The organism is Agrobacterium sp. fls2-241-TYG-188a (genome assembly GCF_030209845.1).
The window spans coordinates 767,490-785,745 of record NZ_JARVRD010000002.1 but is presented as its reverse complement, the minus strand read 5'-3'; the positions used below and the strand labels follow the sequence as shown (position 1 = coordinate 785,745).

General features: G+C 57.3%; 20 protein-coding genes. 10 read left to right on the top strand and 10 right to left on the bottom strand.

Annotation, left to right across the window (positions count from 1 at the left end):
* Positions 1-44: 44 nt before the first annotated feature.
* Complete coding sequence (gene hdaA, locus QRN85_RS10575; protein WP_284757890.1) at positions 45-758, bottom strand: DnaA regulatory inactivator HdaA; 714 nt, start codon at positions 756-758, stop codon at positions 45-47.
* Between the two features lie 3 nt (positions 759-761).
* Positions 762-1,916, bottom strand: coding sequence for an AI-2E family transporter (locus QRN85_RS10570; RefSeq protein WP_284757888.1), 1,155 nt, complete (start codon positions 1,914-1,916; stop codon positions 762-764).
* 237 nt (positions 1,917-2,153) lie between these two features.
* Between QRN85_RS10570 and purM the strand changes: the two genes are divergently transcribed.
* Both purM and purN read left to right on the top strand, forming a co-directional pair.
* Positions 2,154-3,227: a phosphoribosylformylglycinamidine cyclo-ligase gene (gene purM, locus QRN85_RS10565; protein ID WP_284757886.1), complete on the top strand. Its 1,074-nt coding sequence runs from the start codon at positions 2,154-2,156 to the stop codon at positions 3,225-3,227.
* Positions 3,224-3,883 (top strand): phosphoribosylglycinamide formyltransferase, encoded by a 660-nt coding sequence (purN, locus tag QRN85_RS10560; RefSeq protein ID WP_284757884.1) that lies wholly within the window; start codon positions 3,224-3,226, stop codon positions 3,881-3,883. Before purM ends, purN begins: the two co-directional genes overlap by 4 nt.
* A gap of 26 nt (positions 3,884-3,909) precedes the next feature.
* On the opposite strand, the gene QRN85_RS10555 is transcribed toward purN, so the two are convergent.
* The 3 genes from QRN85_RS10555 to QRN85_RS10545 are packed head-to-tail and all read right to left on the bottom strand — an operon-like array spanning position 3,910 to position 7,359.
* Positions 3,910-4,518 carry an NUDIX domain-containing protein gene (locus tag QRN85_RS10555; protein WP_284757882.1) on the bottom strand — a complete coding sequence of 203 codons (609 nt, stop codon included), beginning with the start codon at positions 4,516-4,518 and terminating at the stop codon, positions 3,910-3,912.
* A gap of 32 nt (positions 4,519-4,550) precedes the next feature.
* Positions 4,551-5,147, bottom strand: a complete 597-nt coding sequence (locus QRN85_RS10550; RefSeq protein ID WP_112961368.1) for an NUDIX domain-containing protein — start codon at positions 5,145-5,147, stop codon at positions 4,551-4,553.
* A 1-nt stretch (position 5,148) separates the two neighbouring features.
* Positions 5,149-7,359 (bottom strand): molybdopterin-containing oxidoreductase family protein, encoded by a 2,211-nt coding sequence (locus QRN85_RS10545; protein ID WP_284757878.1) that lies wholly within the window; start codon positions 7,357-7,359, stop codon positions 5,149-5,151.
* A 17-nt stretch (positions 7,360-7,376) separates the two neighbouring features.
* Between QRN85_RS10545 and QRN85_RS10540 the strand changes: the two genes are divergently transcribed.
* Positions 7,377-8,222: a 23S rRNA (adenine(2030)-N(6))-methyltransferase RlmJ gene (locus tag QRN85_RS10540; RefSeq protein WP_284757876.1), complete on the top strand. Its 846-nt coding sequence runs from the start codon at positions 7,377-7,379 to the stop codon at positions 8,220-8,222.
* Here the strand turns inward: QRN85_RS10540 and QRN85_RS10535 are convergent.
* Entirely contained in the window at positions 8,167-9,174 is a 1,008-nt protein-coding gene (locus tag QRN85_RS10535; protein ID WP_284757874.1) for a lysylphosphatidylglycerol synthase domain-containing protein, read from the bottom strand. The genes QRN85_RS10540 and QRN85_RS10535 overlap by 56 nt on opposite strands.
* Before the next feature lie 208 nt (positions 9,175-9,382).
* On the opposite strand from QRN85_RS10535, the gene QRN85_RS10530 reads away from it, so the two are divergent.
* Positions 9,383-10,114 carry a ribonuclease T2 family protein gene (locus tag QRN85_RS10530; protein WP_284757872.1) on the top strand — a complete coding sequence of 244 codons (732 nt, stop codon included), beginning with the start codon at positions 9,383-9,385 and terminating at the stop codon, positions 10,112-10,114.
* An 18-nt stretch (positions 10,115-10,132) separates the two neighbouring features.
* Positions 10,133-10,729, top strand: coding sequence for a glutathione S-transferase (locus tag QRN85_RS10525; protein ID WP_284757871.1), 597 nt, complete (start codon positions 10,133-10,135; stop codon positions 10,727-10,729).
* A 78-nt stretch (positions 10,730-10,807) separates the two neighbouring features.
* Here QRN85_RS10525 and QRN85_RS10520 read toward each other — a convergent pair whose 3' ends face one another.
* Positions 10,808-11,467, bottom strand: a complete 660-nt coding sequence (locus tag QRN85_RS10520) for an outer membrane protein (protein WP_062587008.1) — start codon at positions 11,465-11,467, stop codon at positions 10,808-10,810.
* 342 nt (positions 11,468-11,809) lie between these two features.
* Here QRN85_RS10520 and QRN85_RS10515 point away from each other — a divergent pair, with 342 nt between their 5' ends.
* The 5 genes from QRN85_RS10515 to QRN85_RS10495 all read left to right on the top strand — a co-directional run bounded on the left by QRN85_RS10515 (position 11,810) and on the right by QRN85_RS10495 (position 16,051).
* Positions 11,810-12,604, top strand: a complete 795-nt coding sequence (locus tag QRN85_RS10515) for an SDR family oxidoreductase (protein WP_284757870.1) — start codon at positions 11,810-11,812, stop codon at positions 12,602-12,604.
* On the top strand, positions 12,601-14,643 hold the full coding sequence (gene uvrC / locus QRN85_RS10510) for an excinuclease ABC subunit UvrC (protein WP_284757869.1): 2,043 nt from the start codon (positions 12,601-12,603) through the stop codon (positions 14,641-14,643). The genes QRN85_RS10515 and uvrC overlap by 4 nt, the downstream gene beginning before the upstream one ends.
* Positions 14,644-14,744: 101 nt before the next feature.
* Complete coding sequence (gene pgsA, locus QRN85_RS10505) at positions 14,745-15,332, top strand: CDP-diacylglycerol--glycerol-3-phosphate 3-phosphatidyltransferase (protein WP_062587262.1); 588 nt, start codon at positions 14,745-14,747, stop codon at positions 15,330-15,332.
* Entirely contained in the window at positions 15,332-15,586 is a 255-nt protein-coding gene (gene moaD, locus QRN85_RS10500; protein ID WP_062587005.1) for a molybdopterin converting factor subunit 1, read from the top strand. The genes pgsA and moaD overlap by 1 nt, the downstream gene beginning before the upstream one ends.
* Positions 15,587-15,589: 3 nt before the next feature.
* Positions 15,590-16,051, top strand: a complete 462-nt coding sequence (locus tag QRN85_RS10495) for a molybdenum cofactor biosynthesis protein MoaE (RefSeq protein ID WP_284757867.1) — start codon at positions 15,590-15,592, stop codon at positions 16,049-16,051.
* A 110-nt stretch (positions 16,052-16,161) separates the two neighbouring features.
* On the opposite strand, the gene QRN85_RS10490 is transcribed toward QRN85_RS10495, so the two are convergent.
* From QRN85_RS10490 to QRN85_RS10480, 3 genes are all read right to left on the bottom strand, one after another.
* Entirely contained in the window at positions 16,162-16,752 is a 591-nt protein-coding gene (locus QRN85_RS10490; protein ID WP_284757865.1) for a class I SAM-dependent methyltransferase, read from the bottom strand.
* Positions 16,753-16,939: 187 nt separating this feature from the next.
* Positions 16,940-17,362, bottom strand: coding sequence for a nucleoside-diphosphate kinase (ndk, locus tag QRN85_RS10485; protein WP_042618581.1), 423 nt, complete (start codon positions 17,360-17,362; stop codon positions 16,940-16,942).
* Positions 17,363-17,503: 141 nt separating this feature from the next.
* Positions 17,504-18,196 (bottom strand): glutathione S-transferase family protein, encoded by a 693-nt coding sequence (locus QRN85_RS10480; RefSeq protein ID WP_284757864.1) that lies wholly within the window; start codon positions 18,194-18,196, stop codon positions 17,504-17,506.
* Positions 18,197-18,256 lie beyond the last annotated feature (60 nt).

Here is an 18,256-nt window from a genome sequence, read left to right as displayed (position 1 = left end):
TACCCCAATGCCCGTATAACAGTTTGACGACGGAACTGTGACAGTCAATCCTCGTCCGGTTGACCGCCGAGCTCCGTCAGCACTTCTGCAGCCATTGCCCGGCTGATGCGCGTACCCCTCGAAAGGCCCAGACGATCAAGTCTTTCGACAATCGTCTGCGCCGTGTTGAGTGACCGCTCCATCCTCGCAACGATATAGCTGACAAGTTTGTCATCCATGTAAAGCTGACGATCGGCAAACAGTTTCATCAGCACCTGTGCCAGCAGGTCCTCGTCCGGTTCGCCGATTTCAACAACGGTGGCCGCCTTCAGGCGCGAGCGAAGGTCCGGCAGGGTCACCGGCCATGCCGCAGGCCATTGACGCGTGGTCATCAAAAGCGATTTTCCGTTTTCTCGCACGCTGTTGATGACGTGGAAGAGTTCCGTGTCATCGAAGCCTTGCCTGTCGGCATCCTCAAACAGCACGGGCGCGTTTTCTGCAAGCCGCGCAGCACCCTTGCCGAGCACGGGATGAATATCCGCAGCGCCACTGGTATTTTTCCAGATGGTGGCAAGGTGGGACTTTCCCGATCCTTGCGGGCCGACCAAAATGACCACCGGTGACGGCCATCGCGGCCATTCATCGACGATCGAAACGGCAGCATCCAGCGGCGCGGCTACCAGCAGGTCCTCGCGGCCTGTTGCGCTCTGGTGAGAAAAAGCGAGCGGCAGTTGCTCGGCCTTGATCCGCGCTCCACCGGTTTTGTTATGATCGGTCATCTTTCAGCTCTGAGAATCGATCTTTGTCGGCGGTAGCGCTTCCATTTGTGGTCCTTGCGAATCCCAGGGAAGGTTGGCCGCGCGACCGTGGTAGAGATCGCTGTCAAGATAACGCGACAAAGCAAAACGGACAAGCACGCCGACAGCGGCCGCAGCCGGTACGGCGACCAGCAGCCCCACGAAGCCGAACAGTGCACCGAAGGCAAACAAGGCGAACATCAACCACACCGGATGCAAGCCGACACTGCTGCCTACCAGTTTCGGCTGCAGAATGTTTCCTTCTATGAACTGGCCGGAGAAGAACACCGCCAGCACGAGAATGACGTCCACATAGTCAGGCCAGAACTGCACCAGCGCGACACCCACCGCCAGCACGAGGCCAACCATCGAACCGACATAGGGAATGAAGCTGATCGCACCGGCAAACAACCCGATCAGAAGGCCAAAGTTGAGGCCAACCAGTGAAAGCCCGACGGCATAATACACGCCGAGAATAATGCAAAGCGAGCCCTGCCCGCGAATGAAACCAGCAATGGTCGCATCCATATCCCGGGCAATCTGGCGCACCGTCGTCACATGGTCGCGCGGTATCCAGCTGTCAACCTTATCGATCATCCGATCCCAGTCCAGCAACAGATAAAAAGCGACAACGGGCGTCACGACGAGCAGCGAGAGAACATCAACGAGCGATTTGCCGGAATTCCATATCTGCGTGAGCAATGTGCCGATGAAGCCCGCGCCTTCGGCCAGCACCTTCGAGAAGTTTTCCTTCACGGTCTCGATCTGCGCGCTGACCCATGTCGGCAGCAGGTTGGTATCGGCGCCCGCAATAAGCTGTTGTAGCGAAGAAATATATTGCGGAATGCGCTGAATGAATTCCGAGGCCTGTGCGGCCACAAGCGGAATGATGATGATGAGAGACAGCGCAAACAGAAGGACGAAGGACACCAGTATCATGATGCTGGCCATCATCCGGCTCAGCCCGCGCCGCTCAAGCCAGTCAGCAATCGGGTCGAGAAAATAGGCCAGCGCCATGCCCGCCACGAAGGGCAGGAGGATGGAACTGAATACCATCAGGAACAGGATGAAGACGGCCAGAGCACCCAGCCAGAAAAAAATCTGGCGTCTCAGATTAAGGCCTCTGATATGTGGTTGCATCGTCTGCTCCTTTGAGCGTCAGTACGTCCAACGCCGTGGTTAGGAAATAGGATGCGTGGACCGGACTGGTCAAGTGTGGCGGGTTCGCCATGTTTGTGCCAGCAGAGCTTTCCCATACCAATACGGCCAAAACGGGCAAAAGGCGTGAAAAACATGCGTTTTCCAGCCGTCAGTCTTGCATCGGCACCCATCTCATGCGAATGGCGACGCCAAACGGAACCAGTGGAGACGAGAGCCATGAGCCAGTCGGGCAAGAACGGTCTTACCTACAGCGATGCGGGCGTTGATATCGACGCCGGAAACCTGATGGTCGAGAAGATCAAGCCAGCCGTGCGCTCCACCCGCCGCCCAGGTGCGGATGGCGAAATCGGTGGCTTCGGAGGCCTTTTCGATCTCAAGGCAGCGGGCTTTACGGATCCCGTTCTGGTCGCCGCAAATGACGGCGTCGGCACCAAGCTCAAGATCGCCATCGACGCAAACTATCACGACACCGTCGGTATCGATCTGGTGGCCATGTGCGTCAACGACCTGGTGGTTCAGGGAGCCGAGCCGCTGTTCTTCCTGGATTACTTCGCCACGGGCAAGCTCGACCCCGACCAGGGTGCGGCCATCGTCACTGGCATTGCCGCCGGTTGCCGCGAGTCCGGTTGCGCGCTGATTGGTGGCGAAACCGCCGAAATGCCTGGCATGTATTCGGATGGCGATTACGATCTGGCCGGTTTCGCGGTGGGTGCCGCCGAGCGCGGTCAGCTTCTGCCAGCCGGCGACATTTCCGAAGGCGACGTCATTCTTGGCCTCTCCTCCTCCGGCGTGCACTCCAACGGATTTTCTCTGGTCCGCAAGATCGTCTCGATTTCCGGCCTTGGCTGGGACGCACCCGCGCCGTTTGCCGAAGGCAAGAAGCTGGGCGAAGCACTGCTGACCCCGACACGCATTTACGTAAAGCCTTTGTTGAAGGCGATCCGCGAGACTGGCGCGCTGAAGGCGCTAGCCCATATTACCGGCGGCGGCTTCCCGGAAAACATTCCGCGCGTTCTGCCAAAGCACCTTGCAGCGGAAATCGACCTTGCCGCCATTCAGGTTCCGGCTGTCTTCTCCTGGCTTGCCAAGACGGGTGGCGTTGCGCCGAACGAAATGCTTCGTACCTTCAACTGCGGCGTCGGCATGATCGTCGTCGTGGCCGCCGAGAACGCCCAGACGGTGACAGACGCCCTGACGGCGGAAGGCGAAACCGTCTGCACACTCGGCCGTATGGTGGCCCGCGCCGAAGACGGCCATGGCACGATCTACAAGGGCACGCTTGGCCTATGAGCGGTCCCCTCGCCCGCAAGCGCGTCGTCGTCTTCATCTCCGGCGGCGGCTCCAACATGATGGCTTTGGCGCAGGCATGTCTGGCCCCGGATTTTCCGGCTGAAATTGCCTGCGTGATCTCCGACAACAGGAACGCAGGCGGGCTTGCAAAGGCCCAAGGCCTCGGCATCCCGACGCTTGTGTTCGAACGCAAGACCTATTCCAGCAAGGCCGAACACGAGACATCCATTCTGGCCGCGCTCGGGGAGATTGCGCCTGACATCATCTGTCTCGCCGGATATATGCGCCTGATCTCGGGTGACTTCATCGCGCCCTATGCCGGACGCATCATCAATATCCACCCGTCCCTGCTTCCACTGTTCCCGGGTCTCCACACGCATCAGCGCGCCATAGAGAGCGGCATGAAAATAACAGGCTGCACGGTGCACTTCGTCACCGAGGGCATGGACGAAGGTCCGATCATCGGCCAGGCAGCCGTACCGGTGCTCGCTGGCGATGATGCCGACAGTCTGGCAGCACGTGTATTGACGGTGGAGCACCAGCTCTATCCGCTGGCCCTGCGCCATCTGGCGGAAGGAAAAGTGCGGATGGAGAACGGCAAGGCTATCATAACCAGCAGCCAATCTGCGCCGGAACAGCAGCTCATCTCTGCCTGATCGGAGCCGCGAAAGCTCGGACAGGCTTAAAGTGTCGTCCGGTTCAGCATGGCCCATTGCAGAAGAATGATCGTCTTGGCGTCGGTAATCTCTCCAGTCGAGATCATCTCGAACGCCTGATCGAGCGGAATGGACAGAACTTCGATGTCCTCCCCTTCCGTTTCCAGTCCGCCGCCAAGCCCGGCCTTCTCCTCCAGATCGACGCGGGCGTAGAACAAGCCGACTTTTTCCGTGAGGGTGCCGGGGCTGGCATATGTTTCAAAGAGGTATTTGACCTCGCCCACGGCATAGCCCGTCTCTTCCATTGCCTCGCGACGAATAGCCTGGTCAGGCGCGTCGTCATCGATGAGGCCCGCTGGCACCTCCAGCATGAAGATCGGATCGCCATTGACGAAGGCGGCAGGACGGAACTGCCGGACCAGAACGACCATGCCCTTTTGCGGATCGAAGAGCAGAATGGCGGCAGCGCTGCCGTGGTCATGGACCTCGCGATCGATGCGGATGATGCGGCCATCCGGCATCCGTTGATCGAAGATCATTGTCTGAAGATGAATGAACCGCTTCCAGACTGTCTCCTTCGAAACGAGCCTGACCCGGTCGTCGTCTTGCAGCCGTTCCGTTGCTTTCTGATCCACACTCAACTCCACCGCTGTTGCAGTTTCACTTCTTACTGCGTCAAAGACGCCCGGTTCAAGGCTGCCCATTGCAACAGCATGATGGTCTTGCCGTCGCAGATGTCACCACTTTCGATCATCTTCATCGCGTCAGTCAGAGGTATGACGACGACTTCGATATCCTCGTCCTCATGCGCGGCACCGCCGCCTTCTTCCACGCGATCGGAGGCGTCGATGATCGCCGCGAAGAAATGCAGCTCTTCCGTAACCGATCCCGGCGACATGAAGGACTTGAACAGAAAACGCGTATCCCGCAGCCGGTAGCCCGTTTCTTCCATGACTTCGCGGGCAATCGCATCTGCCGGATTATCTCCGTCCAGCAGCCCGGCAGGCGTTTCCAGCAACCATCCATGATAGCCATTCACATAGGTCGGCACCCGGAACTGGCGCACAAGAACCACGCTATCAAGCTCCGGGTCGTAAAGGAGAATCGTCGCGCCATTGCCGCGATCATAGGCTTCCCGTTTCAGGGTTTTCGTTTCACCTTTGGAATTGGTGTAGTTGTAGGTAATATTGCGAAGATGGTACCAGTTCTTCGAAAGCGTTTCGTCTTTCAATATTTCGATCGTGGCATTGCCAAATTTCTGCATTTCAAATTCCTGCTGATAAAACCTTAAGCCAAACCTTGTTGTCGTGGAAAGCTGCGCCGCCATAGGGTGCAACGGCATCTCCGCCCGTCAAAATATTGATGCCCTCGCCGTCCAGATGGGCCTTGTTGGGCCACAATCCCTCGGCAATCAAAACGCCAGCCCGCGCGCCTTCGACGATCCGTGCGTGGATACGCAATTCCCCTCGTGCATTGCCGATGCGGACGATATCACCGTCAACGATATTCATGCGCTGCGCATCATCGGGACAGATCATCAATTCAGGCCGCCCTTCCTTTTGAACCGAGGTCGGGGTCTCCGCGAATGTGGAGTTGAGGAAATTGCGCGCGGGTGACGTCGCCAGCCGGAAAGGATGCTCCGCATCCGCCGTTTCGATCACATCGACCTGATCCGGGAATTTCGGCAGGGTTGCAACAGGCCCCATGACCGGCACATTGGCCGGTGGCTTGTTGGGCGATGGCCCGTTGTGCCAATCGGGGCTGAAACGGAATTTGCCATCCGCATAGCCAAAGCCTTCCAGATAATGCGCGACTTCGAATGGCGGTTGGGCATCGATCCACTTCTCTTCTTGCAGGCTGTCGAAGTCGCCCCATTGGCCAGGGCGCAGAATGGCATCGATATGCTGCCTCTCCGTCACGCCAAAGCCCGGCATGTCAGCAACACCCAGCCGTTTCGCCAGTTCCTCAATGACGAACAGGTTCGTCCGCACGGTCTCAGGCGGCTCAACAAGCTTGGGACCAAGCAGGATATGATTCTGGCCGCCTGCGCGGTAGATATCGTCATGTTCCAGAAACATGGTGGCTGGCAGAACGATGTCAGCAACATCAGCCGTCTCGGTCATGAATTGCTCATGCACGGCAACGAAAAGGTCATCCCGCAGGAAGCCCTGCTTCACGAGACGCTGCTCGGGACAGACATTGACGGGGTTGGTGTTCTGGATCAGCATCGCAGTAACCGGGCCACCATGGCGCAGGGCCTCGGCATCGCCGGTCAGCACACGACCGATCTGGGACTGGTCAAGCTGTCGTACGCCAGGGTCGGCATAGGCCGTGCCCATCAGCTGAGATTTATCCAGCCGGAAGATATCACCATTGTTGTGGAAGGCGCCGCCGCCCTCATATTGCCAGGAACCCAGCACCGTGGCGATGGACAGCGCCGCGTGCATGGCAACCGCGCCGTTACGCTGACGTGCAAAACCATATCCCAGACGAAAAAAGCTTTTCTGCGTGGTGCCGACCAGACGCGCAAAAGCTTCGATGTCGTCTACCGACAGGCCGGTGATATCAGCAGCCCACTGCGGCGTCTTCGAGGCCAGATGCGCCTCAAGGCCTGCGGGATCATCGGCAAATTTTGCCATGTAGGCACGGTCGGCATAACCATCGCGGAAGGCGATGTGCATGACGGCACAGGCGAGTGCGGCATCCGTGCCGGGACGCACGATCAGCTTCATATCCGCCTGCTTCATCGTCGGATTGTCGTAGATATCGACAACCACGATTTTCGCGCCACGTTCCTTGCGGGCTTTGACGGCATGGGTCATGACATTGACCTGAGTGGCGACGGCATTCGTGCCCCAGATCACCACGACATCGGCTTTTGCCATTTCGCGCGGGTCCGGCCCACGCAACGCACCCGTACCCATGACATATCCGGTCCATGCCATGTTGGTGCAGATGGAGCCGAAAAAGCCGGAGTATTTCTTGGCGTGGCGAAGCCGTTCAATGCTGTCTCGTTGCACCTGCCCCATGGTTCCGGCATAGAAATAGGGCCAGATGGCCTCCGCGCCATGCCTTGCTTCGGCTTTCACGAAAGCATCGGCGATCTCATCGAGAGCATCCTCCCACCCGATCTCCTGCCAGTCGCCAGCACCTTTTGCACCCTTGCGCCGCTTGGGCGTCAGCAGGCGGCCCGGATGGTAGATGCGCTCGGAATATCGCGCCACCTTGGCGCAGATGACACCGGCGGTGTAGGTATTGGCATTTGCGCCGCGCACACGGCCAATCCGGCCATCAGCATCGATGTCGACCTCCAGCGCGCAGGCGCTTGGACAGTCATGGGGACAGACGGTGTGGCCTGTGCGGCGGGCACCTGTCAGGGCTATGGCGGAAATCGGGGTCGCATCATTCATGACTTTTGTATATTGCAAAGCGATCAAGGCCAAAAGGCTCAAGTCACCACCATCAAGATTATTCATAAAAGGCATCGGCGCCCATGAACTATCGGCACATCTACCACGCAGGCAATTTCGCCGATGTCCTCAAGCACGCAGTCATGGCGCGGCTCGTCCGCTATTTGCAGAACAAGGACAAGGCGTTTCGCGTTCTGGATACCCATGCTGGCATCGGCTTGTATGATCTTTCCTCGGAAGAGGCGCAGAAGACCGGCGAGTGGCAGACCGGCATCGGCAAACTGCTGGAGGCGGATCTTCAGCCTGCGGTCGCGGAGCTTCTCGCCCCCTACCTGACTGCAGTGCGGGAGCTGAATCCGGATGGCGGGCTGCAGTTCTACCCCGGCTCACCAAAGCTTGCGAGAATGCTGTTTCGCCCGCAGGACCGGTTATCGGCTATGGAACTTCATCCCGACGACTACCGCGCGCTTTCGCGCCTGTTCGAAGGCGATTATCAGGCGCGCGTGACGGAACTGGATGGTTGGCTTTCGCTGGGTGCGCATCTTCCGCCCAAGGAAAAGCGCGGGCTTGTGCTGGTCGATCCGCCATTCGAAAAAGAAAACGAATATGAGCGCATGGCGGAAGGTTTCCATAAGGCCTATCGCCGCTTTGCAACTGGCACCTATTGCCTGTGGTATCCCTTGAAGAAGGGCGCCCCGATCAAGGACTTCCACGAACTGCTACAATCCTACGAAATTCCCAAGATGCTGTGTGCCGAACTTTCGGTGCGAAGCGACAGGCTCGACGGCCTCAGCGGATCCGGCCTCATCATCGTCAACCCGCCCTTCACGCTGAAGGATGAATTGCACGTCTTGCTGCCGGTGTTGAAAACCATCATGGCTCAGGATCGTTACGCGTCCCAGCGGGCGTTCTGGCTGCGTGGCGAGTAGCCTGCTCCAGTTGCTGCTCCTCCCTCTCGGCAACGGCCAGCTGTGACCTCTCGAAAAAGAGAATGATGAACAGGCCGATGACGAAGGGAATGATGAGGTAGAACAGGCGAAAGACGAGCAGTGCGGCAATGACATCTGCCGGGTTCATATCCGGCAGGCCAGTGACGAATACGAGCTCAAGCACACCCAGGCCGCCGGGCGCGTGAGAGATGAGCGCCGCCGAGAATGAGATCAGAAAGATTCCCATTACAACCATGAAGCCCGGATTTCCGGCATCGGGAAGCGCAAAATAGATGATGCCAGCCGCGCCCAGCAGTTCTATCGGACCGATGACGAGCTGCTGAAGCACAAGGCGCGGTGCCGGGTAGAACAGGGTGAATGACGCTATCTTGAGCGGCCGCAGTTTCAGCAGGCTGCCAAGAAGGTAGAGCCCGGCAATGGCCAGAAGAATGAAGCCGGTGGTTCTTGATGCTTCAACCGGCAGAATATCCACGAAACGCTCGGTAATATCGGGTTCGTAGACCAGAACGAACCCGATCAGCATGATCGTGCCGATGGCAAATGTGAAGGAACACAGGGCGACCAGAACGCCGATTTCAGACGCACTGAGACCTTTCGACGTATAGGCGCGGTACCGCACGATTGCGCCGGAAAACACGGACGCACCGACATTATGCGACAGGGCATAGGTCGTGAACGAGGTCAGCGTGATGAAGACAAGGCTGACGCGCCGCTTGAGGTGTTGCAGGGCAATGCGATCATATCCGGCCAGCGCGGCATAGGCGACGAGGGTGCACAGGCCCGACATGATCCAGTCGTGAAGGCCGATGACGGCCAGGCTATCCCAGACATCGTCAAGCGAAAGGTGCTTGAGTTCCTTGTAGAGCAGCCAGACCGAAAAGCCGATCGTGATAAAACCGACGACAGGCCAGATGTATTTCTTCAGTTTCATGCGGTCATGTCCGGACTAGCTCCCCCTCCAGCAGCATCGACCCATTGCCGGATTCGCAGTGAGCTTATGCCCAATGCAACCTCCGTTACAACAAGGACTGTTGCCGGAATTCATTTTCGGGCCGCCTGTTTGCCACAGGGGCGAGATGGTATAAAACCCGATATTGATCAAGACTTTGTCATCGCTTCCCGGAAAGACTGCTGGCCAGATGAAACAATATGCCGGTTTTATCGCTTTGGCGGTTCTCTCGATTGCTGCGGCAGGTTGGATAACAATCGACGGCGGCGTCAAAACAGGACCCGAATCGACGGTCCAGCAAAGGACTGGCACGTCACCACCTGGAAACCAAACGGTGCAGCCAGCCCAAGGTTCCGGCTTTGACTTCTACGTGCTGTCATTATCGTGGTCGCCCACCTTCTGCCAAAGCGAGGCGGGGCGCAACAATCGCCAGCAATGCAATTCCAACCGCAATTATGGTTTTGTCGTTCACGGGCTTTGGCCACAAAACGAAAAAGGCTATCCTCAATTCTGCGGCAAGGACCGGGAAGACCGCGTGCCTGATAGCCTTGGTCGAGATATGCTCGACATCATGCCGTCCATGGGGCTGATTGGGCATCAGTGGCGAAAACACGGAAGCTGCAGCGGGCTGACGCAAGAAGACTATCTGCAAGCGACGCGTGCGGCCTATGACCGCATCAAGTTGCCCGATGACATAGCGCTCGGCAAAAGCAGCAAGATACGCTCCATTGACGACATCGAGACGGCATTCATTTCTGCCAATCCTTCCATGGAAAAGCAGGGCATCGCCGTCACCTGTGAGGGGCGTAAGATGGAAGAGGTCCGCATCTGCATGACCAAGGATCTGACTTTTCGACGATGCCCAGAGGTTGATCGTCAAGGGTGCCGCGCAAACGATGCCGAAATCACGCCTATCCGCTAAACTTAAAAGGTAGAAAAAATGGAATTGCTGTACTCCCCCGCATCCCCCTACTCCGCCAAGGTCCGCATGGCAGCGCGGTATCTCGATATCGGCATTACCGATGTTCGCGTCGATACCTCCGCTGAACCGGCAACGCTGATGGACAACAACCCATTGGGTAAAATCCCCGTGCTGCTTCTGGACGATGGCGGTTCCATATACGACAGCGTCGCCATCATGCACTATCTCGACCGGCAGTCCGGCAACAAGCTCTATCCGAAGAAGCACCAGAAACGCACCGAAGTCGAGGTGCTGGAAGCGCTTTGTGATGGCGTCATGGATAGCCTTCTGGCTATCGTCTACGAGCGCCGCTTCCGCCCTGAGGACAAGATCCACCAGCCGTGGATCGACAAGCAATGGGCGAAAGTCGTCCGCGGCCTGGACTATCTGAATGCCAACCTGCCAAAGACCGGCAAGAAGCTGCATGGCGGTCATTTCGCCCTAGCCGCGATGATCGGCTATCTGGAACTTCGATTCGCGGGAGAATGGGCTGGTGGCCGCAAGACCCTGGCCGACTGGCCGGAAAAATTCGGCAAGCGCTTCAAGGAATATGCCGAGATGAAGGCACCCGCCTGACGTCTGGACACTCTCCATCACGCACGCAACAAAAAAGCCGGGGCGAACCCCGGCTTTCAAGAAGACTAACTGCCAGTCTTAGAACTTTACGCCGATACCAGCCTTAACGCTGTGATCGTCAAAGCCACGGGATACCGAACCGGTGTCGAGGCTGAAGTCCTTGTCCTGGTAATCGCTGTAGCGATATTCCAGGCGGGCAGTGATGTTGTCTGTTACGAGAGCTTCAACACCTGCACCAACCGTGTAGCCGAGTGCTGTTGCGCTGTCGCTGGACGTGGAGTTGCTCACCTTGTTGTCAGAGATGGCGAGACCACCCGTACCGTAGATCAGGAATGGGTTCATGTCATAACCAACGCGAGCGCGCAGCGAGCCATTTACGCCCTGCTTGCCGCGAAGATCTTCACCGAGGTTACCGGTGCCCGCAGAACCCTTTTCGTCGCCAAGGTTTACGTCAGCTTCCGCACCGTAAACGATCTGGCCGTTCTGCCAGTTGTAACCGCCGTAGAGGCCGCCACCGAAGCCGTCCGCATCACGATCGCCGCCGTTGTTGCTGAAACGGCCCCAATCGTAGTTTACGGTACCACCGAGATACGCGCCGGACCAATCCTTGACCGGTGCTGGCTGTTCGTAAGCGACAGGTGCCTGCGGCACTTCGTTCACGGCGTCAGCAGCGTTGGCTACTGAGAATGCCCCAGCTGCCATAGTGGTCGCCATAAGTGTTGCAACGATAGTACGCATGCTATTCTCCTTTTCAAACCCGCGAGGGTGCTCAAACACTTGTTGCCCAAACGCGGTATAAAACAGTTGGTTCCCTGCCCGTCTGACAATCAAAATGATGGGTGATTGAGGAAATCACAGAGCCAAAATGTGAATTGATTGGGGCAGCCACGTGACGGAAATGGGACGTTGCTAAAATGACACAAAAATCTATTAAGGATAACGGATCGTTAACTTCAGAATATGCAGAATTTACATGTATTTAAATGAGATTACTTCGAAGATTGCGCACAGGCATAACTCTGTATAAATCCCCTACGCTCTGGGCAAATCTTGCCCTTTCGATTTATATCGACAGACTGAATGAGAAAAACAGGGCGCAGTCGAGCTTTGACAGAGACAATACCCAAGACCGTATTGATTACCGGTGCCGCCCGTCGCATGGGCCGCGCAATGGCGGAGTATCTCGCAGCGCAAGGATTTGCGATCGGCGTCCATGCCCGCTCATCCATGTCGGAAGCGGAAGAATTCGCTAACGAATTGCGGCAAAAAGGCGGCGAAGCGGTCGCATTGCAGGCAGATCTCGAAAATGCGGCCTCAACCGAAAACCTTATGAAAGCAGCAAATTCGGCGCTGGGACCCATCGGAATCCTCGTCAATAATGCCTCGGTGTTCCGTCATGACGCCGCAGAGGAGTTCGATTCTGCGGCCTTCGATGCACATTTCGCCGTTCACGTCCGCGCGCCGTCGATCCTTGGCGCAGCGCTGGTGCGGCAGCTGCCCGATAGCGCATCCGGATTGATCGTCAATGTCATCGATCAGCGGGTGCTTTCACTGACGCCCCGCTTCTATTCCTATACACTTTCGAAATCAGCGATGTGGACCGCAACGAAAACGATGGCGCAAAGCTTTGCACCACGGGTGCGGGTCAACGCAATTGGTCCCGGTCCATCGTTTAAAAGTGAAAGACAGGAGCCTGAGCACTTTCAGGCGCAGATCGACGCCCTTATATTGAAGCGTGGGCCGCAGCCGGAGGAATTCGGCAGGACCGTTCGCTTTCTATATGACACCCCGTCGATTACCGGACAGATGATCGCACTCGACGGTGGCCAGCACCTCAGCTGGGAAACCCCTGACGTTGCGGAGATACCTGAATGAACGAAAAGAAGCTGCCGGATGGCGGTATTCTCTTCGATGATAACGACGAAGACGAAGATGACATCATCGCTCCGAGCGCCGAGGCGGCCGGAGACCCGATTGCCGTTGCCATGGACTGGAATGCGGGCTGGAAAAATGAATCCGGCCTTAAAGGCATGGAGCTGATAGGCGAATTCGTCAAGCATTTGCCCAACAGCCCTGGCGTCTACCGCATGTTCAATGATGCCGGCGACGTTCTCTATGTCGGAAAGGCGCGGTCGCTCAAGAAGCGCGTCGGCAATTATGCGCAGGGGCGCTTTCATTCCAACCGCATCGGCCAGATGGTGCGGCTGACAACGCATATGGAATTCGTCACGACGAGGACGGAAATCGAAGCGCTGTTGCTGGAAGCCAACCTTATCAAGCGCTTGCGTCCGCGCTTTAACGTGCTTCTGCGTGACGACAAGTCGTTTCCCTATATCCTCATCACATCGGACAATCGTGCTCCTGCCATCTTCAAGCACCGCGGTGCGCGGGCGCGCAAGGGCGACTATTTCGGGCCTTTCGCCTCCGCTGGCGCGGTTGGCCGCACCATCAATTCGCTGCAGCGGGCCTTTCTCATTCGCACCTGTACGGACAGTGTTTTCGAGAGCCGCACCCGCCCCTGTCTGCTTTACCAGATCAAACGCTGTTCCGGCCCTTGCACACACGAAGTCAGCGACGAGGGCTATGCAGAGCTGGTGAAGGAAGCCAAGGATTTTCTCTCCGGCAGAAGCCAGAGCGTGAAGGCAACCATTGCCCGGCAGATGAACGAGGCATCGGAAGATCTGGACTTCGAACGTGCCGCCGTCTATCGCGACCGTCTTGCCGCCCTTTCTCACGTGCAGAGCCATCAGGGAATCAATCCTGCCGGCATTGATGAGGCCGATGTCTTTGCCATCCACCACGAGGGCGGCGTTTCCTGCATCCAGGTGTTCTTTTTCCGCACCGGCCAGAACTGGGGCAACCGCGCCTATTTCCCAAAAGCCGATCCATCGCTTCCCGGGCCTGAGATCCTGAGTGCGTTTCTGGCGCAGTTTTATGACGACAAGCCCGTGCCGAAGCAGATCCTGCTTTCTGAAGTCGTGGATGAGCAGGAGTTGCTGGCGGCGGCCTTCAGTGAAAAGGCGAACCACAGGGTTACGATTTCAGTGCCGCAGCGCGGCGAGAAGAAGGACGTCGTTGCCCATGTGCTGGGCAATGCGCGCGAGGCGCATGGGCGCAAGCTGGCGGAAACATCATCACAGGCGCGCCTGCTCAAGGGCTTTGCCGAAACCTTTGCCCTGCCCTATGTGCCGCGCCGGATCGAAATCTACGATAACTCGCACATCATGGGCACCAATGCCGTCGGCGGCATGGTCGTCGCGGGTCCTGACGGTTTCAGCAAGAGCCACTACCGCAAGTTCAACATCAAATGGACGGACATTACTCCCGGCGATGACTTCGGCATGATGCGCGAGGTCATGACCCGCCGCTTTTCGCGTCTGTTAAAAGAGGAAGGCAGGCCCGACCGCAGCCAGACGATCGCGCCGGAGGATGCAGCAGACATGCCCTTCCCCGCATGGCCGGATGTGATCCTGATCGACGGTGGCCAGGGGCAGATGACCGCTGTGCGCACAATTCTGGACGAGCTGGGCATCCGTGATTGCGTCACGGCAATTGGCGTTGCCAAGGGCGTGGACCGTGATGCGGGCCGTGAGCGCTTCTTCACCGATACACGCAGTGACTTCTCGTTGCCGCCAAGAGACCCGGTCCTGTATTTCATCCAGCGTATGCGCGATGAGGCCCACCGTTTCGCGATCGGTTCCCACCGGGCGCGACGCAAGAAGGAAATGATCAAGAACCCTCTGGATGAGATCAGCGGCATCGGCCCGGGTAGAAAGCGTGCATTGCTGCAGCATTTCGGTACGGCAAAGGCCGTGTCTCGGGCGGCTTTGAGTGATCTTATGGCCGTGGGCGGCATTTCCGAGACTGTCGCGAAGCAGGTCTACAATCACTTCCATGAGAGCGGGAAGGACTAGGCCCGCGCTTTTGACTGGTACCCGCAAAAAAACACATTAGGGTGTTGACGCTTGCTCCTCAGGGCTGCATCAACGCTCTGATATCGAATGACAGGTTCCCCATGGCTTCGCGCACCTACAACATCCCGAATCTTCTGACCTACGGCCGCATTCTTGCGGTCCCGGTAATCGTCCTGTGTTTCTTCATCGAAGGGAAACTGGAAAGTTCGGATTTCGCGCGCTGGACGGCGCTATGGCTGTTCATCATCGCGTCGCTCACCGATTTTCTGGACGGTTATCTCGCGCGCATATGGAACCAGACGTCCAATATCGGACGGATGCTCGATCCCATCGCAGACAAGCTTCTGATCGCTTCGATCCTGCTTCTGCTTGCAGCAGATGGCACGATTGCCGGATGGTCTCTCTGGGCAGCAATCACAATACTGTGCCGCGAAATTCTGGTGTCAGGGCTGCGGGAATATCTCGCTGCGCTCAAGGTTTCGGTTCCAGTCACGCGCATCGCCAAATGGAAAACCACGATCCAGATGGTGGCAATCGCCTTCTTGCTGGCGGGTCCGGCGGGAGACAAGGTCCTGCCCTATACCACCGAGATCGGCATCGGCCTGCTCTGGCTGGCGGCGGCGCTGACAATCTACACCGGCTATGATTATTTCAAGGCTGGCCTCAAGCACATCATGGACGAAGAATGATGGTTCGGATCGTTTACTTCGCCTGGGTACGTGAGAAAATCGGCAAGTCCGAAGAGGACATCGACCTGCCCGCGACTGTGACCACAGCGGGCGAACTCATCCAGCATCTGACCGCGCTAGGAGAGGAATACGAGGCAGCCTTTGCTTTTCCCGATGTCATCCGGGTCGCGGTGAATCAGGAACATGTCGAGCATGATGAAAGCATTGCAGGCGCTCGGGAAATCGGCATCTTTCCGCCGATGACGGGCGGCTGACACATGGGCATCGAGCCGACCATCCGCGTCCAGGCCGAGGATTTCGATGTTGCTGCCGAGGCTAGGTTGCTGACGCAATTTGATAAAACCATCGGCGCACTCGTCACCTTTACGGGCCTTTGCCGCGATGATGGCGGCGCGCTTTCTGCGCTCGAGCTGGAGCATTATCCCGGCATGGCGGAAACGGAAATGCGGCGGATCGCAACGCTTGCCATCGAGCGTTTCGACCTTCTCGGTCTCACCGCCATCCACCGCTACGGCAAGATCGCTACCGGCGAAAACATCGTTCTCGTCATCGCCGCGTCCCAGCACCGGCAGGCAGCATTCGACGGCGCCAATTTCGTCATGGATTACCTCAAGACCTCCGCCCCGTTCTGGAAAAAGGAACATGGCAAGGACGGCACCTCGGGTGAGTGGATATCGGCAAAGGATGCCGATGAGACCGCCAAGGATAAATGGCGATAGCAAATACGAAAATCCCGCTGAACTGTGCTTCTCTATACGGGAGCGATCGAGGGGTGTCCGACACAGTCGGCGCGCCCCTCATTCACAAAGATCGCATATGAGACCGATGGCTAGTTTCTGACAGCCGTGACATGAAGCCAGTCCGTTGGCTTTTGATCATATCCGCTGCCAAGCTCCGATTTGACGTCCACCCGTTGCCAGTCGAATGCGTTGTACACTGCGATCAACCAGTCTTCAGATGGATAATTATAGTAGCGTTCAAACTGGTCTCTGCCATCTGACTGCCCGGCCTTGAAGCTCGCGTAGAACACGCCGCCTGATGTCAGCGACCTGTATATCAGGCCGATCACCTTTGATAATTCCTGCTTTGGAACATGCAGTAATGATGCGTTGGCCCATACGCCTTGATAGGCGTCGGCATCATCCAGATCAGCGAACAACAGCGTGTCGACCGGAATTTTCAGGCGCTGTTCCGCTGCCTGCGCGATTTTAGGCGTTCCGTCTGTCGGACGAACATCGAAGCCTTGGGCGAGCATGAATTCACTGTCTTGCCCGGCACCGCATCCCAATTCCAGAATGCGAGCCTTGGGTGGCAAAGCCTTGAGAAACGCGTCGAGATGCGGGCTGTGTTTCTGGCCCCGCGTGGTGTAGGCAGCAGCCTCCTGAGCGTAAAATTCGAGTGTCGTCCGGTCCAAAGCCATTGTCGATCCTCCCCTCCCAGATCGTAAAATATGATTGTGTTTTATGCTTTCAGTTTGTCATCCAAAATAGAAAGCCCGTGCGCCATGATCCATTTTTCTGGATCGCAGACACACGGGCTATTTTCTTTGAAATCGGCCACTTAGCGTGACTGTCTCAAATGCAGATTCCGGATCTTCGTAGGCTGAATCAGCCGACGATTTCGGTTTCTGCGAACCAGTAGGCGATTTCCTGAGCAGCGGTTTCAGGAGCATCCGAACCGTGAACGGAGTTTTCACCGATGGACAGCGCGAACTGCTTGCGGATGGTGCCTTCGTCTGCATTGGCAGGGTTCGTTGCGCCCATGATTTCGCGGTTCTTGAGGATTGCGTTTTCGCCTTCCAGAACCTGAACGATGGTTGGGCCGGATGTCATGCCTTCAACCAGTTCGCCGAAGAAAGGGCGTTCCTTGTGAACAGCGTAGAAGCCTTCTGCTTCGCGCTTGCTCATCCATACGCGCTTGGATGCAATGATGCGCAGGCCGTTGTCTTCGAATACCTTGGTGATGGCGCCTGTGAGGTTACGCTTGGTTGCGTCGGGCTTGATCATCGAAAATGTGCGTTCAATCGCCATCGTCTTGTCCTTTGTTTATCTAGGGAAAGTGGCCGGTTTCTACCTGCCCCGAATCGCGAAGACAAGGGGTATGGAAGAATTTCACGCACCAGTCACAAAGGGACAGATCACCTGGCCACTCAAGCGTGCGGTCTTTCGACGTCAAATGGCGATGTCGGCGGGCTTCTGCGCGTTTCCGGCAAGCCCATGGCAGCGCTCGAACCACTGCAGGGCAGCGTCATCTTCCGGCAAATGCACCGAGCCGGAAACAACCTTCAGCCACTGGAATGCGCCAAAGACGATGTAGTCGGCAAAGAGCGGCTTCTCCCCACCGATATAGGGCTGGAAGCGCAACATGTGGCGTAACGGCTGGAGTTTGGCAGGAAAGGCAGCAATTGCGCCCTCCCGGTCCGGAAAAACCTCCTCCAGCGGCTTGTTAAAAAAGGCTTCCCTGGTCTTGCGGAAATGTGCCTGATCGACCGGCGCCAGCATTCCGTAGATGTCCATCAGAGCGATGGCGCTGACGGCCGGATGGATCGTGGTCTGCGAATAGCCTTCGACCAACCGCGCCATCGCCTTGCCGCCCTCTCCACCGAAAAGGCTCGGCCGGTCCGGATAGGCCTCCTCCAGATAAAGCGCGATCTGGAAGCTGTCCGAGATCAACCTGTCGCCATCGCGCAGGATCGGAACGGTTTTCGAGAATTCGTTCTCCACCGTCGGGATTTCCGTAAAAGCCAGCGGCACTTCATCGAAGTCCAGACCTTTATGGTGCAAGGCCAGAACGACTTTCCAGCAATGCGGAGAAAAGGGTCGGCTGCGATCTTCTCCGCTGAGGGAATAGAGAATTCTGGTCATCTGGCGCATCTCCGAAGGATGGATCTCACGGTAAGTGAGCCCAAGACCGTAGCTCGATCA

Excerpts from the sequence above, each read along its gene's own strand:
- QRN85_RS10520 (WP_062587008.1), bottom strand. The coding sequence starts at position 11,467 with ATGCGTACTATCGTTGCAACACTTATGGCGACCACTATGGCAGCTGGG.
- purM (WP_284757886.1), top strand. The coding sequence starts at position 2,154 with ATGAGCCAGTCGGGCAAGAACGGTCTTACCTACAGCGATGCGGGCGTT.
- ndk (WP_042618581.1), bottom strand. The coding sequence starts at position 17,362 with ATGGCGATTGAACGCACATTTTCGATGATCAAGCCCGACGCAACCAAG.
- QRN85_RS10570 (WP_284757888.1), bottom strand. The coding sequence starts at position 1,916 with ATGCAACCACATATCAGAGGCCTTAATCTGAGACGCCAGATTTTTTTC.
- QRN85_RS10530 (WP_284757872.1), top strand. The coding sequence starts at position 9,383 with ATGAAACAATATGCCGGTTTTATCGCTTTGGCGGTTCTCTCGATTGCT.
- QRN85_RS10540 (WP_284757876.1), top strand. The coding sequence starts at position 7,377 with ATGAACTATCGGCACATCTACCACGCAGGCAATTTCGCCGATGTCCTC.
- pgsA (WP_062587262.1), top strand. The coding sequence starts at position 14,745 with ATGGCTTCGCGCACCTACAACATCCCGAATCTTCTGACCTACGGCCGC.
- QRN85_RS10545 (WP_284757878.1), bottom strand. The coding sequence starts at position 7,359 with ATGAATAATCTTGATGGTGGTGACTTGAGCCTTTTGGCCTTGATCGCT.
- moaD (WP_062587005.1), top strand. The coding sequence starts at position 15,332 with ATGGTTCGGATCGTTTACTTCGCCTGGGTACGTGAGAAAATCGGCAAG.
- hdaA (WP_284757890.1), bottom strand. The coding sequence starts at position 758 with ATGACCGATCATAACAAAACCGGTGGAGCGCGGATCAAGGCCGAGCAA.
- QRN85_RS10525 (WP_284757871.1), top strand. The coding sequence starts at position 10,133 with ATGGAATTGCTGTACTCCCCCGCATCCCCCTACTCCGCCAAGGTCCGC.
- QRN85_RS10480 (WP_284757864.1), bottom strand. The coding sequence starts at position 18,196 with ATGACCAGAATTCTCTATTCCCTCAGCGGAGAAGATCGCAGCCGACCC.
- QRN85_RS10490 (WP_284757865.1), bottom strand. The coding sequence starts at position 16,752 with ATGGCTTTGGACCGGACGACACTCGAATTTTACGCTCAGGAGGCTGCT.
- purN (WP_284757884.1), top strand. The coding sequence starts at position 3,224 with ATGAGCGGTCCCCTCGCCCGCAAGCGCGTCGTCGTCTTCATCTCCGGC.
- QRN85_RS10515 (WP_284757870.1), top strand. The coding sequence starts at position 11,810 with ATGAGAAAAACAGGGCGCAGTCGAGCTTTGACAGAGACAATACCCAAG.
- QRN85_RS10550 (WP_112961368.1), bottom strand. The coding sequence starts at position 5,147 with ATGCAGAAATTTGGCAATGCCACGATCGAAATATTGAAAGACGAAACG.
- QRN85_RS10495 (WP_284757867.1), top strand. The coding sequence starts at position 15,590 with ATGGGCATCGAGCCGACCATCCGCGTCCAGGCCGAGGATTTCGATGTT.
- QRN85_RS10535 (WP_284757874.1), bottom strand. The coding sequence starts at position 9,174 with ATGAAACTGAAGAAATACATCTGGCCTGTCGTCGGTTTTATCACGATC.
- uvrC (WP_284757869.1), top strand. The coding sequence starts at position 12,601 with ATGAACGAAAAGAAGCTGCCGGATGGCGGTATTCTCTTCGATGATAAC.